The following is a 15,530-nucleotide window of genomic DNA, read 5'->3' on the forward strand; positions in this document are numbered from 1 at the left end:
GATGAAATGTCAAAAAAGGTCTAACTAAATCAGCAGATAAGCTGGCCGCCGTTGATCTCGAGGACCTGGCCGGTAATGTACCCGGAGAGGGAGGGTGCCGCCAGGAACAGATAGGCCGGAGCGCAATCCTCCGCTGTGCCCAGCCGCTGCAAGGGAATGGACTTTCTCGTCTGCTCCAGCTTCTCGCGGGAGGAATAGCGCTCATGGAAATCCGTCTCGATCGTTCCGGGCGAGACGCAATTGACGCGGATGCCATCCGGCGCAAGTTCGCGGGCAAGCGCCTTGGAATAGGTTGAAACGAAGGCTTTCGAGGCAGAATAAATCGAAGAACCGGGACTGCCGCCGGTGAGCGCGGAAATTGAAACGGTGTTGACGATGGCAGCGCCTTGCGCGGCTTTCAATGCCGGCAGCAACGCACGCGTCAGCGCCACCACCGACGTCTGGTTCAAGCGGACGATCGTTTCATAATCTGCGTCAGTCAGTGTCGCAGCCGGAAAACGGCCGAGCATGGTGCCGGCGTTGTTGACCAGCACATGCACCTTGTCGAAAAAGGCGAGCGCATTTTCAGCAAATTGCGCAGCACCGCCGACGGCGGTGAAATCGGCGTGCAACAGCAGCGCCCGCCTTTCCGATTCAGCCGTCAGCAGAAAATCCGGCAGGTCCCGTTCGGGTTTGCGACCGGTATGGACGATCACTTTCGCGCCGCAGTCCAGAAACTGCCGCGCCACTTCGAGGCCGATGCCCCGCCCGGCGCCGGTCACGACGACATTGCGATTTTCGAATAGTCTCGGATGGAACACGAAGCCGTCCTCCTCGCGGACAATGCCGCCTGTTGCGCCATTCGCCCTTAACATATGAGCGCGCCCGCCGAAAGAAAGGCAGGCATCATCTTTCCGCGAGAGGCTAGGGCTCTCCCCTGAAAGCTCATACTTCGTTTTCGGCCTCCAGCAGCCGCGCGCCCGGCCCTTCCTCGCCGAGTCGATCGAAGGGATTGCGCAAAGGGCAGCTTTCGATCGACAGGCAGCCGCAGCCGATGCAGCCGGTCAGGCGGTCTCGCAGCAGGCTGAACTGCCTGATTCGCGCATCGAGTTCATTCTTCCAGCGCGCCGACAGCGTCTGCCAGTCGGCGACTGTCGGCGTGCGTCCCTGCGGCAGGGAGGCAAATGCCGTCTGGATTTCCGAAAGCGGAATGCCGACACGTTGCGCCACCTTGATGATGCCGAGCCGGCGAAGCACATCGCGTCCGTAGCGCCGCTGGTTGCCGCGCGTGCGGATACTCGAGATCAGCCCCTTGGCCTCATAGAAATGCAGCGCCGATACGGCAAGACCACTGCGTTGCGCCACTTCTCCGACCGTCAGAAGCCTTCCGAGCGGCGTTGCAGAAACCGTATTCATTCCTATTGACCTCAACATTGGTTGAGGTTTTATAACCCCTCCTCCCTCGGCCGTGAAGCCGCGGCGCAGGCAAGAGCGACGGTGAGACCGTCGATCGATACAGGTGAAATGACGACATCGACGCTTGCCGCCATACCGATCACCCCTGCCGAATAGCCGCCTGAGAGGTGAGCGCTCGGGTTCCGTTCCCGGCAGGTACGGAACCTCGGAAAACACCCGGACAGGACCTCCGTCCGGGTGTTTTTTATCTGCGGTCCCATCCGGCCAGACGGACTGCTTTGCAATTTTGCGGTTGCGGCAGGAAGACCCGAATGATAGTTTTCGCTGCAATAACAGGGGAGCTCCGTGTCGCCGGGGCTGAGATGCGAGGTGCAAGTCTCCGGACCCTTCTAAGCTGATCTGGGTAATGCCAGCGGAGCGAGGTCCAAATGTTTTCCGGCGCGCAAGTGTCACTTTACCCCACGTCCGGCAGTTCCGCCTGCATCATTATCGCTACCGTCATGGCAATCGCCCTCAAGCGGGTGCGGCCGCGCATCGAGACCGATGCCGTCGACAAGTTGCCACGAACGGCCCGACGAAAGCCTGAAATCGAACGCCGATGACATCGCCACGACCATCGGATTCGCGTCTTGCGACGCTCCGCCTCGCCATCTATCGCGCGATGCCCGCCTTGCTCGCAGGCTTTGCCTTTCTCGCGGCATGGGAACTTTACGTCGATCTTTCCGGCATAAAACCTTCCATCCTGCCGGCACCTTCGCGCATCCTTATCCAGGGCTGGCTGAACCGAGAGGCACTGATATCAAACACTTGGCCGACGCTCGGTGCCACGCTCGGCGGTTTCGCGCTGTCACTCGCCTTCGCCTTCGTCTCTTCCATCCTGATGGACTTCATGCCCTTCATGCGCCGCGCATTGCTGCCGATCTTCATCGCCAGCCAGACCTTGCCGCTGGTGGCGATCGCACCTCTTGTCGTTCTGTGGTTCGGTTTCGGCCTCTTGCCGAAAATATTGCTGGTGGCGCTCGTCACCTTCTTCCCGCTGCTCGTCGCTCTGCTTCAGGGCTATGAGGCGACCGACCGTGACATTGCCGAGCTCTTGAACTCGATGAAAGCGAGCCGCTGGCGCATTTTCCGCCTGGCGCGGCTTCCCTCCTCGCTGCCCTATTTCTTCGCCGGCCTCAGGATCTCGATCACCTATGCCGTCGTCGGCGCAATTTTCGCCGAATATGCCGGTGCCGCGCGCGGCCTCGGCATCTATATCCTCAACGCCAAGAACAATTTCCGTCCCGATCTGGTGCTTGCCGCCGTTATCGTCAGCGCTCTGTTGACGCTCTGCCTCTTCGCGCTGACGTTGCTGATCCAGCGTTTCGTCATGCCCTGGCAGCCATCCCAGGAACGACGCCGATGACCGGTCAGATGCTTGAGCTGCGCAACATCTCGAAGTCCTTCGACGGCATGAAGGTTTTGGGCGACATTTCGCTCGCTGTCGCAAACGGCGAGTTCGTCTCGATCGTCGGCCCATCCGGTTCCGGAAAATCGACCGTTCTGAGACTGCTGACGCAGGCGCTGCGGCCCGATTCCGGCAACATGTTTTTTAATGGTGCGGCATTGGAAGAGACGCCACATTCCTTTGCCTTCATGCCGCAACGCGATGCGCTGATGCCCTGGCGCCGGATCATCGACAATGCCGCCCTCGGGCTGGAAGTGAAGGGCATGAGCCGGCGGGCCGCCCGCGCCGCTGTTGCGCCGCTCTTCGATCGGTTCGGCCTCGCCAGCTTCGAACATCACTACCCCGCCTCCCTTTCCGGCGGCATGCGCCAGCGTGCTGCGCTGCTGCGCACCGTCATCCAGAAACAGGACATGCTTCTGCTCGACGAGCCCTTCGGCGCGCTCGATGCGCTGACCCGCACGCAGATCCAGGAGTGGCTGCAAGGCATGTGGACCGAACATCGCTGGACGGCGCTGCTGATCACCCACGATGTCCGTGAGGCCGTTTTTCTCTCCGATCGGATCTACGTGCTGTCTGCCCGTCCGGCGCGCGTCATCCGCGAATTCCGCGTTCCCCTGCCCCGCCCGAGAAGCATCGCCGACCTCGGCTCGCCGGCGGCCCAGGCGATAGAGACCGAAATCCTGCAAACCCTGCTTCATCCGCTAGAACAGGATGATTTTAGGCCGTCGGCCTAAAATCTGAATCCTGTTCTGATTTAAAGAGTTAGAGCCTGATGTCGTCCGAAAACCGCTCACAATTTTCGGCATCATCTCTAGAGACCTGAGGAGGTCACCATGCTGCTGCTCACCCGTCGACAGACGATTCTCGCCGCTATCGCAACAAGCCTCGCCGGCCGCGCCGCCTTTGCTCAATCGGCGCCGGCAAAGGTTCGCATCGCGCTCGACTGGACGCCCAACACGAACCATATCGGCATTTACGTCGCCAAGGAGAAGGGCTTTTATGCGGCCGCCGGCCTCGATGTCGAGATTCTACCCTTTACCGACACCAGCGCCGGCACGCTGGTGTCGAACGGAGTTGCCGACTTCGGCATCAGCAGCGAGATCGAGGCCCTAACGCAGCGTGCCGGCGGCGGTGACGTGAAGATGGTCTACGGCGTCGTCCAGACGGAAACCGCACGCCTGATCTTCAAGGGCGGGCGCGACGACATCAAGAGGCCTCGAGATCTCGACGGCAAGACCTATGGCGGCTTCGGTGGCACCTGGGAGAGCGCGTTGGTCTCGGCGATGATCCGCAATGACGGCGGCAAGGGGGACGTCAAGACCGTCACCCTCGGCACCTCCGCCTATGAGGCGCTGGACAATGGCTCGATTGACTTCACGCTGGAGATCTACACCTGGGAAGGCATCGCCGCCGAACTGGAAAACCGGAAGATCGGCCGCTTCCACTATTCTGATTATGGCATTCCAGACGAGCAGACGACGGTCATCGTTTCCAGCGACGCCTATCTCTCGGCAAGTCGAGAACACGCCCGCGCCTTCATCCAGGCGACGCGTCAAGGCTATGTCTACTCCATCGACCATCCCGACGAAGCCTGCGACTTGCTGATTGCCGGAAGTAACGGTGCTCTGATGAACACGGAACTGGTAAGAGCATCTCAGAAGGCGTTGATCGAAGGCCATTTCCTGAGATCCGAGGCCGGTGTGATCGGCACGCTTGACCCGGCAAAGGCCGAGGCCATCGGCGGCTTCCTGGTCGAGAACGGCATCCTGGTCGATGCGAATGGCACCGTTCTCAAGGAAAAGCCGGACTTTTCCGCCTATTATACGAACGAACTCCTCGGCTGATCCCGCTCCGGTCTTGCCGACGCGGCCTTCCGCGGCAATGCTTTGAGCTTGAACGGTTTGAGCCGAATCGGGCAGGGCGGGGAACGAAATGCGATCACAGGACAGGCTGGCCGGAGCCGACTTTCTGCGCGCGATGGCCTGCTTGTTGGTGCTTGCTCATCATCTCGCGCTCCGGCTGGATATGCGCAGAATTCCGGACGAACTGGCGACGACGGCAAATGTCCTCCGCTTCGGCAATTTCGGCGTCGCGATCTTCTTCGTGCTCAGCGGCTTTCTGCTTGCCCGCCCCTTCTGGCGCGCGCTCGACGCCGGCGGCGCCATGCCGAGCCTCAGGCACTACGCCATCCGCAGGTCGGCGCGCATCGCTCCGGGCTTCTGGGTCGCGGCCAGCGTCGGCTTCGTTCTCGGCCTGACCCTGCTTGCCCTGCCGGTGACGCCGGAGCTCGTCGTCCGCTACGTCTCCGGACTGCTGTTCATGAGCCAGTGGCATTGGCGCACGCTCTTTCCTGTCGAAGCTAATGGGCCGCTCTGGTCCATTCCCTTCGAAGCGACCAGCTACGTGCTCCTGCCGGCCTGCTTTCTCCTGCTGTTTCGCTGGCCCCCGCTGCGGCAGCGCCCGTTCCTCGCCCGCTTCGCCTGGCTCTGCGTCATTGTCGTCGTACTCCTTGCCCATTTGGCGATTCTGAGCCTTTTTGCGCTCGACGATATCGGCCGCGGCTGGGCATATGGCCTGCAGGGTGGGGCGAAGGAATGGATGCCCAAGTATAATCCGATCGGCTTCTTCGCCGTTTTCGCGCTCGGCGCCCTTGCCGCCGGCATCGAAATCATGTTGCCCGCAAGGCGCTCCTCCTGGTTCGATGCAATGGCACTCCTGGCCCTTGCGACTGCCGGTTTCCGCCTCCTGATATCGCCTGGCGGCTCGGCCGAAGGTTATGGCTGGCTTGACATCCCTTACGGATTTCCCGTCTTTCCGCTGGCAGTCGCAACGGCGCTCGTTTCGCTCAGCCATTCCCAATACCTTGGCAGGCTGCTCGACAACGCTCCCGTCCGCTACATCGCCAAGATCTCCTTCGGCATTTATATCTGGCAGGAGATTATCCTCACATTGATTCAGAGACTTGATCCCAACTCGTTCGGCGCCGCCTCGGCCAATGTCGTCACCGGTTGGCTGCAATCCTGCGGATTGACGGTCGCGCTCGTCTTTCTGGTGGCAAGCCTGAGTTATTATCTGTTGGAACGGCCGGCGATCGACTTCGGCAATCGCTTGACATCAAGCCCACCTGATCGGGCTACTCCTTTCAAAGTATAATTTCGACTGCACCTCAACTAGAGGCGTTAAGGTTAACGGGAAATACTCCCTTTTTTGGCGTCTTTATGATTACCGATTTCTTATTTATAACGATGACAAACCATGCGCGAGCATGTATCTGTCTCGCTGCACTTCAATATCGCATCTAAACTTTTTGGGCCTTGAGTAATGAATGCTTTTACTTCGAAGACGAGTTCACGCTTCGATCCGTCTCAGCGTCAAGACAAAACCAGGACCCTGGTTGTAGCGAACTCCAACATTCGCCAGCCGGACAGCTTTTTCGATGTCGAAGGAACGACGGCTCTGCGTCTGGCCGCAAAGCGGCTGATCGACATCGTCATCTCGGCGAGCGCTCTCCTCGTGCTGGCCCCGCTTTTCCTGGCAATCGCTCTCTTCATCAAATTCGATGATGGCGGTCCTGTGTTCTTCCGTCAGATCCGCTGGGGCCTGAACGGCCGGAAGATCACCGTCTTCAAGTTTCGCTCGATGCACACGGACGCTTGCGATCCGAGCGGCGTTCAACAGACTATCAAGGGCGACAGCCGGGTGACCGGCATCGGCGCTCTGCTCCGTAGGACCAACATTGACGAACTGCCGCAGCTTCTGAACGTCCTCAAGGGCGACATGTCCTTGGTCGGCCCACGCTGCCACGCCATCAACATGCGCGCGGCCGGCAGGCTATACGAAGAATTGGTGCCGAACTACCACCATCGACACATCATGCGCCCCGGCATCACCGGCCTCGCGCAGACACGCGGCTGGCGCGGACCAACGGCAAGGCCATTGCAAGCCCGGGCCCGCATCGCCTGCGATATCTATTATGTCAGAAATTTCAGCCTGCTGCTCGACTTTAAGATCCTGTTGAAGACGCTGGTCATCGAGCTACGCGGCGGCACCGGCTTCTAGAGCTTTTCGGTTAGATGGAAGCATTCTGACGGAGCAGGTTTTCGTCAGGGCAAAGGCGACGATTGGCGACGGGCATGCCCCATGGTACGTCCGAGCCGATCGCCTTTGATGCTGACCAGACATGCCCGGCCCACCGGCCGCACCGCGACTCCGTGGCGAAGCGATAAGTGCGTCCGGCGATTCGGCTTGCAGATTTGCAGGCACATCTGCGGGAAGGCTGGCTGAAACGGTTCGCCTGATCGACCGGGCCGGCTGGCCGTAGAGCTGCGCTACGGCGCGCGCCGGCCGGTCAACCATTCGACTCGTTTGAGCTAACAGAATGATTCGATCTAACCAGGAAAAGCTCTAGATGTGCGGTCCCTGGGGGCGGTGGTGCATCACTGATCCTGAGTCGCCAGGAAGAGGGATGCAATTGGGAAATGTTCTTCACGGCAGCGCCTGCTCGACGCCGCTTCGACCTTCGCTGGAAGACAGGAGAAACAAAAAAGCGGCCCTCGAGGCCGCCTTTCATTGATGCTGTCGGTCTGATCAATCCTGCTGGACGATGCCGCGAAGGTGCGTCAGTTCCATGATGAAGTGCTCCAGCTTCGACTTGTGCTCGTGCAGCTCGGCATGTTCGAGCTCCTTGCGGGCAGCTTCGATGCGGCGGGTCAGTTCGTCCTTATGGAGTTCCTCGACCGGAACGGCGGATTCGGCGAGCAATGTGCAGCCCGTCGGCAGAATATCGGCAAAACCGCCGAACACCACATAGTCCTGCTTCTTGCCGGAAGCCGAACGCACGCTCACCACGCCCGGCTTGATCGTCGTCATTGTAGGCGCGTGGTGCGCCATGACGGTCATCTCGCCCTCGGTCGCGGGAATGACGACCTCCGTCACCATCTCCGACAGAAGCAGACGCTCCGGTGAAACGAGCTCAAAGTTGAAATTGTCAGCCATCAGTGACTTACCTTCTCGGCTATGGCTTTTGCATCTTGCAATTTTGTCCCGCAGAACGGGCAGTGCAGTATCGCCTGGTCGAGATATCCGATGCCTTCCTCCGTCTGAACCAATCCGACAACCATCATCAGCACGCCGTTATCGGCACGATAGACAGTCGGCGCGGCCGGTTCCGGAAGTTCTGCCACGATCCCTTTGAGGGAGTCGCAGCAGAATATCTCGTCCTGAGCATCGCTCATCAAGCAGCAGCGAGCTTCTTGGCCTTTTCGATAGCTTCGTCCATCGAGCCGACCATGTAGAAGGCGGCTTCCGGCAGGTGGTCGTATTCGCCGTTAACGAGACCCTTGAAGCCCTTGATCGTGTCTTCGAGGGCGACGAGCTTGCCCGGCGAACCAGTGAAGACTTCGGCAACGAAAAACGGCTGCGACAGGAAGCGCTCAATCTTACGGGCGCGGGCAACCGCCAGCTTGTCCTCTTCGGACAATTCATCCATGCCGAGAATGGCGATGATGTCCTGCAGGGCCTTGTAGCGCTGCAGTGTCGACTGAACCTTACGGGCCACTTCGTAGTGCTCTTCGCCGACGACCATCGGGTCGAGCATGCGCGAGGTGGAGTCAAGCGGGTCGACGGCCGGATAGATGCCCTTTTCAGCGATCGAGCGCGACAGAACGGTCGTTGCGTCCAAGTGGGCGAACGAGGTTGCCGGCGCCGGGTCGGTCAAGTCGTCGGCCGGAACGTAAATAGCCTGGACCGAAGTGATCGAGCCGGTCGTCGTCGTGGTGATGCGTTCCTGCATCTGACCCATGTCGGTTGCGAGCGTCGGCTGATAACCCACGGCCGAAGGAATACGGCCGAGCAGAGCCGACACTTCCGAACCAGCCTGGGTAAAGCGGAAGATGTTGTCGACGAAGAACAGAACGTCCTGACCCTGATCGCGGAAATGCTCAGCGACGGTCAGACCGGTCAGGGCGACGCGAGCGCGGGCGCCCGGCGGTTCGTTCATCTGGCCGTAAACGAGCGCAGCCTTGGAGCCTTCGCCGCCGCCGTGCTTGTTGACGCCCGATTCGATCATTTCGTGGTAAAGGTCGTTGCCTTCGCGGGTACGCTCACCCACGCCTGCGAACACCGAGTAACCACCGTGCGCCTTGGCGACGTTGTTGATCAGTTCCATGATCAGAACGGTCTTGCCGACGCCGGCGCCGCCGAACAGACCGATCTTGCCGCCCTTCGCATAAGGGGCGAGAAGGTCGACGACCTTGATGCCGGTGACGAGGATCTGCGCTTCGGTGGACTGCTCGACGTAAGCTGGAGCGTCCTGGTGGATGGCGCGCTTGTGAGCGGTGTTCAGCGGGCCAGCTTCGTCGACCGGCTCGCCGATGACGTTCATGATGCGGCCGAGCGTTTCATCGCCGACCGGAACCGAGATCGGAGCGCCGGTATCGATAACCTGCTGGCCACGAACGAGACCTTCGCTCGAATCCATCGCGATCGTGCGCACTTCGTTCTCGCCCAGATGCTGAGCGACTTCGAGAACCAGGCGGTTGCCGTTGTTGTCGGTTTCAAGCGCGTTCAAAATCGCCGGCAGTTCGCCTTCGAAAGCAACGTCGACGACGGCGCCGATAACCTGGGTGACTTTGCCGACAGAGCGGGTAGCTGCCTCAGCCATTTTCTTACCCTCTTTCCCTAACTCAGAGCGCTTCCGCGCCCGAAATGATTTCAATCAGTTCCTTGGTGATCTGAGCCTGACGCTGACGGTTGTAGTTCAGCGTCAGCTTGTTGATCATCTCACCGGCATTGCGCGTCGCATTGTCCATGGCGCTCATTTTGGCGCCCATCTCGCCTGCGACGTTCTCAAGGAGCGCGCGGAAGACCTGGACGGAGATGTTGCGCGGGATCAGATCACCGAGGATCGACGCCGGATCCGGCTCGTATTCGTAGACGGCGCCGGCATGGGCGGCATCTTCGGCGACGGCTTCCGGAGCCCTGGCCGGGATCAACTGCTGCGCGGTCGGAACCTGGCTGATCACCGACTTGAATTCGGAGTAGAACAGCGTGCAGACGTCGAACTCGCCGGCGGAAAACATCTCGATGATGCGCTTGCCGATCTGGTCGGCATTCTCGAAACCGATCTTCTTGACTTCGCGCAATTCCTTGCGCTCGATGATCAGCGACGCGTATTCACGGCGCAGGATGTCGTAACCCTTCTTGCCGACGGTGAAGATCTTCACCGTCTTGCCTTCGGCCTGCAGCTTGCGGATATGGTCGCGGGCAAAGCGGGCAATCTGCGAATTGAAACCGCCGCAGAGACCGCGTTCGGCCGTGCAGACCACCAGAAGATGGACCTTGTCCTGGCCGGTGCCGGTCATCAGCGCCGGTGCGCCATCCGCATCGGTGACGGCCTTGGCAATGTTCGCCAGAACCGCACCCATGCGCTGCGAGTAAGGCCGGGCGGCCTCGGCCGCCTCCTGCGCACGCCGAAGCTTCGCCGCGGCGACCATTTTCATCGCCTTGGTGATCTTCTGCGTCGCCTTGACGGAGGCGATCCGGTTTTTCAGATCCTTGAGTGAAGGCATCCGTGATCCGTCCTAACTTAGGGCCCGATTACTGGAAAGACTTGGCGAAGCTATCGAGAGCAGCCGTAAGCTTGCCCTTGGTATCGTCGCTGATAGCCTTTTCCGTGCGGATCGCATCGAGGATGGCGGAGCCTTCCGAACGCAGATAGGACAACAGGCCCTGCTCGAATTTGCCGACCTGAGCGACCTGCAGCTTGTCGAGGTAGCCGTTGACGCCGGCGAAGATTACGGCGACCTGCTCTTCCGTCTTCAGCGGCGAGAATTGCGGCTGCTTCAGGAGTTCGGTCAAGCGTGCACCGCGGTTCAAGAGACGCTGCGTTGCGGCGTCGAGGTCCGAACCGAACTGAGCGAAAGCGGCCATCTCGCGATACTGAGCAAGTTCGCCCTTGATCGAGCCGGCGACCTGCTTCATCGCCTTGATCTGCGCCGAAGAGCCGACGCGGGAAACCGAGAGACCGACGTTAACGGCCGGGCGGATACCCTGATAGAACAGGTCGGTCTCAAGGAAGATCTGGCCGTCGGTGATCGAGATCACGTTGGTCGGAATGAAGGCCGACACGTCGTTGCCCTGCGTTTCGATGACCGGCAGAGCGGTCAGCGAACCGGCGCCCTTGTCGTCGTTCATCTTCGCTGCGCGCTCGAGGAGACGCGAATGCAGGTAGAAAACGTCGCCCGGATAGGCTTCGCGGCCCGGCGGACGGCGCAGCAGCAGCGACATCTGGCGGTAGGACACGGCCTGCTTGGACAGGTCGTCGTAACCGATCAGCGCGTGCATCCCGTTGTCGCGGAAATATTCGCCCATGGCGCAGCCGGCAAACGGGGCCAGGAACTGCATCGGCGCCGGATCGGAAGCGGTAGCCGCAACGATGATCGAATACTTCAGTGCGCCGCGCTCTTCGAGCACCTTGACGAACTGAGCGACGGTGGAGCGCTTCTGGCCCACGGCGACGTAGACGCAGTAAAGCTTCTCGCCTTCGGGACCGTTGTCGTGAATGGCCTTCTGGTTGAGGAAGGCATCGAGCAGGATGGCGGTCTTGCCGGTCTGGCGGTCGCCGATGACAAGCTCGCGCTGGCCGCGGCCGACCGGGATCAGCGCGTCGATTGCCTTGAGACCGGTCGACATCGGCTCATGAACCGACTTGCGCGGAATAATGCCCGGGGCCTTGACGTCGACGCGCGAACGGCGGGTCGCATTGATCGGGCCCTTACCATCGATCGGATTGCCGAGCGCGTCGACGACGCGGCCGAGCAGTTCCGGACCGACCGGAACGTCGACGATGGCGCCGGTCCGCTTGACGGTGTCGCCTTCCTTGATGTCGCGGTCGGAGCCGAAAATAACGACACCGACATTGTCGGATTCAAGGTTCAGGGCCATGCCGCGGATGCCGCCGGGAAACTCGACCATTTCACCGGCTTGGACGTTGTCCAGGCCGTAAACGCGAGCAATACCGTCACCGACGGAGAGAACCTGGCCGACTTCCGAGACTTCTGCCTCTTTGCCGAAATTTTTGATCTGGTCTTTGAGAATTGCGGAAATTTCCGCGGCGCGGATATCCATCAGCCGACCTCTTTCAATGCAAGCTTAAGGGTAGAGAGTTTGGTACGAAGAGACGTATCAATCTGACGGGACCCGACCTTGACGATCAGACCACCAAGAATTGACGGATCAACCGTGACGGCAATCGCCACGTCTTTGCCGGTGACGCCCTTCAGCGCCACCTTCAATTCATTTTCCTGCTCTGCGGAGAGAGCGTGGGCCGAGGTGACATCGGCGGAGATTTCGCCGCGATGATTGGCGGCGATCAGCCGGAAGGCCTTGATCATGCCCGGCAGGGCAAACAGGCGGCGGTTACGCGCCACGACCTTCAGGAAATTGGCGAAGAAGCCCGAAATGCCTGCCTTCTCGCTGATGGCGATAATCGCCTTCAACTGGTCCTCGGCAGAGAAAACAGGGCTCAGGATGAAGCGCTTCAGGTCGTCGCTCTCATCCAGCATCGTCTGGAAACGGTCAAGGTCTGCAGCGACGGTACCGACGGCGTTCTCTTCGAGCGCCAGCTCGAAAAGCGACGAGGCATAGCGCTCTGCAACACCAGAAGTAAGCTGGGACGTGTCTGCCACTGGCACAAATTTCCCTGATTTCAATCCAAAATCCGGCTTTCGGCGGGCGCCGAACCTATGATCTTGAATTCGTTTTGATTTCCCCCAGAAATCACAAGAGAAGCCTCTTGCTTCTTCCGAAATTCGGGGTCCGTCTAACATAGGATGTTCGGACTCGCAACACGCGTAATGCCCGAATACGCCTTTCACATGAATTTCTGTCCGCAAAATTGCGCAACGGCTTGCGGACAGGCCGAGCAAGCCGTCGGCCGCCGGTGAAACTCACGTTTGAATGAAGCCGAAAACATAGAGCATCGGCAGCGCAGCCAGCGCGACTTGCACAACCAGAAGTAAGTTGTTGACCAGATTGCTCCCCTTATCGGACAGGATGGATATGATCCGCGCAAAGGCAGCCATGCTGAAAGAGGCGCCGAGCGCCATATAGATCCAGTCCTGTGCAAGCAGGATCGCCGAAAGGCCGAAGCCGAGATAGAAGCCGCCCATCGACCGCCCCTCGCCATATCCTTCCCGCCGCCCCTCCTGCACCTGCAGGCCAAGAAGACGGAAGGCGTGGCCCGGCGCAAACATCATGATGAAGCCGGCCAGCGCCGTAAAAGCGGCAGAGCAGAAAGCCAGCTGCTCGCCGAGCTCGGTCGGAAAATAAAACTCCATGCATCAGCCTCAAATCACCCCGAAGAATCGGTGTTTTATGACATGGGCCGGAAAAGGAGGAAATGGCGCCATTAGAGAAAACTCTGGGGATCGATGTCGAGCTGTACCTGCACCGATCCGCGCTCCTTCGGCGACTGCGACAACATCGCCCGCAGAAACCCCTGCATGTCGGAGTTGCGCCGTCCGTGGACCAAAAGGCGGAAGCGGTGGCGGCCGCGCACCAGGGCAAGCGGCGCTTCCGCCGGGCCGAGCACTGAGATGCCGGAGACCTGGGGTGCCGCGTTGCGCATGCCGCGCGCATGATTTTCCGCGTCGTGGCGCGTTTCGGCCGAAACGATGATGGAGGCGAGCCGGCCGAATGGCGGCAATGCCGCGCTTTCGCGCTCGGTGATTTCACGCTCGTAGAAGGCGTCGGAATCGCCGGATACAATCGCCTGCATGACCGGATGCTGCGGCTGGTAGGTCTGCAGCAGCCCATGGCTCTTGAGACCGGTGCGCCCGGCGCGCCCCGTCACCTGCGACAGAAGCTGGAAGGTGCGCTCGGCCGCGCGCGGATCGCCATTGGCAAGGCCGAGATCGGCATCGACGATGCCGACCAGCGTCATCAGCGGAAAATTATGGCCCTTGGCAACGAGCTGGGTACCGATGACGATATCGGCCTCACCCTTGGCGATCGCATCCAGTTCCAGCCGCAGCCGCTTCACCCCACCCAACATATCCGAGGAGAGGACGATCGTCCGCGCCTCCGGGAAATGCCGCTCCACCTCTTCGGCGATACGCTCGACGCCGGGCCCGCAGGCGACCAGATGGTCAAGCGTCCCGCATTCCGGGCACGCCTCCGGTGTGCGCTCGGCATGGCCGCATTGATGGCACTGCAGCTGCTTGCGGAAGCGATGCTCGACCAGCCAGCTCGAACATTGCGGGCATTGGAAGCGGTGACCGCAGACCCGGCAGAGCGTCAGCGGCGCATATCCGCGACGATTGAGAAAGAGCAGCGCCTGCTCGCGCCTCTCCACGGTCTTTCCGATCGCCCGGATCAGCACCGGCGAAAGGAAGCCGCCGCGCTCCGGCGGGTGCCGGCGCATATCGATGAGATGCAGGTCCGGCAGCGCCGCGTCGCCGAAACGCGTGGGCAGGTGGACGGTGCTGTAGCGCCCGATCTGCCCGTTGACCTGGCTTTCAACTGACGGTGTCGCAGAGACCAGGATGACGGGAAAATCGCCGATGCGGCCACGCACCACGGCCATGTCACGGGCATTGTAGAAAACGCGATCCTCCTGCTTGTAGGCAGGATCGTGCTCCTCGTCGACGATGATGAGGCCAAGATCTTCAAAAGGCAGGAAGAGCGCCGAGCGGGCCCCGGCCACGACCCGCACTTCGCCGGTCACCGCCTGGCGCCAGACCTTTTCGCGCATGCGCGGGGCGAGGTCGGAATGCCATTCGGCGGGCTTTGCCCCGAAGCGATCCTGAAACCGCTCCAGGAAACTCGCCGTCAGCGCGATCTCCGGCAGCAGGATCAGCACCTGCTTGCCCCGTTTCAGCGTCTCGGCGATCGCCTCGAAATAGACTTCGGTCTTGCCGGAGCCGGTCACACCATCGATCAGAGACACCGAAAATTCGCCCCTGCGGATGTCGGAGACGATCTCCGCCGCCGCCTCTTTCTGCGGTCCTTCGAGGCGTGCGGCGGCAAAGTCAGGATCCGGCATCGCCACAACGGGCGGCGGCGGCAGAAACACCGTCTCGAAAATGCCGAGCGTGATCAGTCCGTCGACGACGCTGGTCGAAACGCCTGCCGCATGCGCCAGACCGCTGCGCGTCCAGGACAGGCCGTCTGAAGCGGCCGCGAGCACGCGCGCGCGCGCCGGCGTCATCCGCTCCGGTTCGCCGCCAGCGAGTTTCAGCCCCTCCACCATCGGCTCCGGCTCGAAGGCGTTCGGCGCCCTGAGCGCCATGCGCGCCACGAGGCCGGGCGGGGAGAGCGTATAGCTCGCCACCCAATCGATGAAATCCCGCATCTCCTTGGAAAGCGGCGGGCAATCGAAGACATGGCTGATCGGCCGAAGCTTCTTCGGATCGACGCCATCTTCGCCGCCGTCCCAGACGACGCCGATCACCTGCCGCGGCCCAAGCGGCACCTGCACGACCGAGCCGGGCTCGACCGCCATGCCCTCCGGCACCGAGTAGGAATAGGGTTTCGGCGCCGGCATCGGCACCAGCACCGGAACCGTTCGGTTCGCGGGCGGTGCTTCAAAAAGGGCGCCAAAGAGATCGGACGAATCTATGCTCATCGCGCGAGACCATGCCCGCAAATCGATGGAATTGGAACCGCAAAGACGTGGTGGCCGATCGGC

Annotated in this window: 14 protein-coding genes, 1 pseudogene and 1 riboswitch; of the genes and pseudogenes, 5 read left to right on the forward strand and 10 right to left on the reverse strand. The window is 60.9% G+C overall.

What is annotated here, in order from left to right:
• Positions 1–29: 29 nt before the first annotated feature.
• Complete coding sequence (locus J2J98_RS19660; RefSeq protein WP_138396413.1) at positions 30–800, reverse strand: SDR family NAD(P)-dependent oxidoreductase; 771 nt, start codon at positions 798–800, stop codon at positions 30–32.
• Between the two features lie 124 nt (positions 801–924).
• A complete protein-coding gene (gene soxR, locus J2J98_RS19665) occupies positions 925–1,395 on the reverse strand; it encodes a redox-sensitive transcriptional activator SoxR (protein WP_207601896.1) in 471 nt (156 codons plus the stop codon).
• 324 nt (positions 1,396–1,719) lie between these two features.
• A riboswitch (TPP riboswitch) is annotated at positions 1,720–1,833 on the forward strand.
• A 160-nt stretch (positions 1,834–1,993) separates the two neighbouring features.
• Between soxR and J2J98_RS19670 the strand changes: the two genes are divergently transcribed.
• From J2J98_RS19670 to J2J98_RS19690, 5 genes and pseudogenes are all read left to right on the forward strand, one after another.
• The gene (locus tag J2J98_RS19670; protein ID WP_138396327.1) at positions 1,994–2,800 is read left to right on the forward strand and encodes an ABC transporter permease; all 807 of its coding nucleotides are present in this window, start codon (positions 1,994–1,996) and stop codon (positions 2,798–2,800) included.
• Positions 2,797–3,608, forward strand: a pseudogene (locus tag J2J98_RS19675) (ABC transporter ATP-binding protein). Before J2J98_RS19670 ends, J2J98_RS19675 begins: the two are co-directional and overlap by 4 nt.
• Positions 3,609–3,675: 67 nt before the next feature.
• Entirely contained in the window at positions 3,676–4,686 is a 1,011-nt protein-coding gene (locus J2J98_RS19680) for an ABC transporter substrate-binding protein (RefSeq protein WP_064707951.1), read from the forward strand.
• 88 nt (positions 4,687–4,774) lie between these two features.
• Complete coding sequence (locus J2J98_RS19685; RefSeq protein ID WP_207601898.1) at positions 4,775–5,995, forward strand: acyltransferase family protein; 1,221 nt, start codon at positions 4,775–4,777, stop codon at positions 5,993–5,995.
• A 168-nt stretch (positions 5,996–6,163) separates the two neighbouring features.
• Positions 6,164–6,901, forward strand: a complete 738-nt coding sequence (locus tag J2J98_RS19690; RefSeq protein WP_064707953.1) for a sugar transferase — start codon at positions 6,164–6,166, stop codon at positions 6,899–6,901.
• 528 nt (positions 6,902–7,429) lie between these two features.
• Here J2J98_RS19690 and J2J98_RS19695 read toward each other — a convergent pair.
• From J2J98_RS19695 to J2J98_RS19730, 8 genes are all read right to left on the reverse strand, one after another.
• Complete coding sequence (locus J2J98_RS19695) at positions 7,430–7,837, reverse strand: F0F1 ATP synthase subunit epsilon (RefSeq protein WP_010053653.1); 408 nt, start codon at positions 7,835–7,837, stop codon at positions 7,430–7,432.
• Positions 7,837–8,076 (reverse strand): hypothetical protein, encoded by a 240-nt coding sequence (locus J2J98_RS19700; RefSeq protein ID WP_064707954.1) that lies wholly within the window; start codon positions 8,074–8,076, stop codon positions 7,837–7,839. The genes J2J98_RS19695 and J2J98_RS19700 overlap by 1 nt, the downstream gene beginning before the upstream one ends.
• On the reverse strand, positions 8,076–9,503 hold the full coding sequence (gene atpD / locus J2J98_RS19705; protein ID WP_064707955.1) for a F0F1 ATP synthase subunit beta: 1,428 nt from the start codon (positions 9,501–9,503) through the stop codon (positions 8,076–8,078). The genes J2J98_RS19700 and atpD overlap by 1 nt, the downstream gene beginning before the upstream one ends.
• A gap of 22 nt (positions 9,504–9,525) precedes the next feature.
• A complete protein-coding gene (locus J2J98_RS19710) occupies positions 9,526–10,410 on the reverse strand; it encodes a F0F1 ATP synthase subunit gamma (protein WP_064707956.1) in 885 nt (294 codons plus the stop codon).
• 28 nt (positions 10,411–10,438) lie between these two features.
• Complete coding sequence (atpA, locus tag J2J98_RS19715; RefSeq protein ID WP_064707957.1) at positions 10,439–11,968, reverse strand: F0F1 ATP synthase subunit alpha; 1,530 nt, start codon at positions 11,966–11,968, stop codon at positions 10,439–10,441.
• On the reverse strand, positions 11,968–12,534 hold the full coding sequence (locus J2J98_RS19720; RefSeq protein ID WP_064707958.1) for a F0F1 ATP synthase subunit delta: 567 nt from the start codon (positions 12,532–12,534) through the stop codon (positions 11,968–11,970). The genes atpA and J2J98_RS19720 overlap by 1 nt, the downstream gene beginning before the upstream one ends.
• Positions 12,535–12,789: 255 nt before the next feature.
• Positions 12,790–13,179, reverse strand: coding sequence for an AGROH133_08824 family phage infection protein (locus J2J98_RS19725; RefSeq protein ID WP_207601899.1), 390 nt, complete (start codon positions 13,177–13,179; stop codon positions 12,790–12,792).
• 71 nt (positions 13,180–13,250) lie between these two features.
• Positions 13,251–15,467 (reverse strand): primosomal protein N', encoded by a 2,217-nt coding sequence (locus J2J98_RS19730; protein WP_207601900.1) that lies wholly within the window; start codon positions 15,465–15,467, stop codon positions 13,251–13,253.
• Positions 15,468–15,530 lie beyond the last annotated feature (63 nt).

Source organism: Rhizobium bangladeshense (genome assembly GCF_017357245.1).
Lineage (GTDB): Bacteria > Pseudomonadota > Alphaproteobacteria > Rhizobiales > Rhizobiaceae > Rhizobium > Rhizobium bangladeshense.

What these genes read in the sequence shown, in the direction of transcription:
- soxR (WP_207601896.1), bottom strand. Translation starts at nt 1,395, where the DNA reads ATGAATACGGTTTCTGCAACGCCGCTCGGAAGGCTTCTGACGGTCGGA.
- J2J98_RS19670 (WP_138396327.1), top strand. Translation starts at nt 1,994, where the DNA reads ATGACATCGCCACGACCATCGGATTCGCGTCTTGCGACGCTCCGCCTC.
- J2J98_RS19680 (WP_064707951.1), top strand. Translation starts at nt 3,676, where the DNA reads ATGCTGCTGCTCACCCGTCGACAGACGATTCTCGCCGCTATCGCAACA.
- J2J98_RS19685 (WP_207601898.1), top strand. Translation starts at nt 4,775, where the DNA reads ATGCGATCACAGGACAGGCTGGCCGGAGCCGACTTTCTGCGCGCGATG.
- J2J98_RS19690 (WP_064707953.1), top strand. Translation starts at nt 6,164, where the DNA reads ATGAATGCTTTTACTTCGAAGACGAGTTCACGCTTCGATCCGTCTCAG.
- J2J98_RS19695 (WP_010053653.1), bottom strand. Translation starts at nt 7,837, where the DNA reads ATGGCTGACAATTTCAACTTTGAGCTCGTTTCACCGGAGCGTCTGCTT.
- J2J98_RS19700 (WP_064707954.1), bottom strand. Translation starts at nt 8,076, where the DNA reads ATGAGCGATGCTCAGGACGAGATATTCTGCTGCGACTCCCTCAAAGGG.
- atpD (WP_064707955.1), bottom strand. Translation starts at nt 9,503, where the DNA reads ATGGCTGAGGCAGCTACCCGCTCTGTCGGCAAAGTCACCCAGGTTATC.
- J2J98_RS19710 (WP_064707956.1), bottom strand. Translation starts at nt 10,410, where the DNA reads ATGCCTTCACTCAAGGATCTGAAAAACCGGATCGCCTCCGTCAAGGCG.
- atpA (WP_064707957.1), bottom strand. Translation starts at nt 11,968, where the DNA reads ATGGATATCCGCGCCGCGGAAATTTCCGCAATTCTCAAAGACCAGATC.
- J2J98_RS19725 (WP_207601899.1), bottom strand. Translation starts at nt 13,179, where the DNA reads ATGGAGTTTTATTTTCCGACCGAGCTCGGCGAGCAGCTGGCTTTCTGC.
- J2J98_RS19730 (WP_207601900.1), bottom strand. Translation starts at nt 15,467, where the DNA reads ATGAGCATAGATTCGTCCGATCTCTTTGGCGCCCTTTTTGAAGCACCG.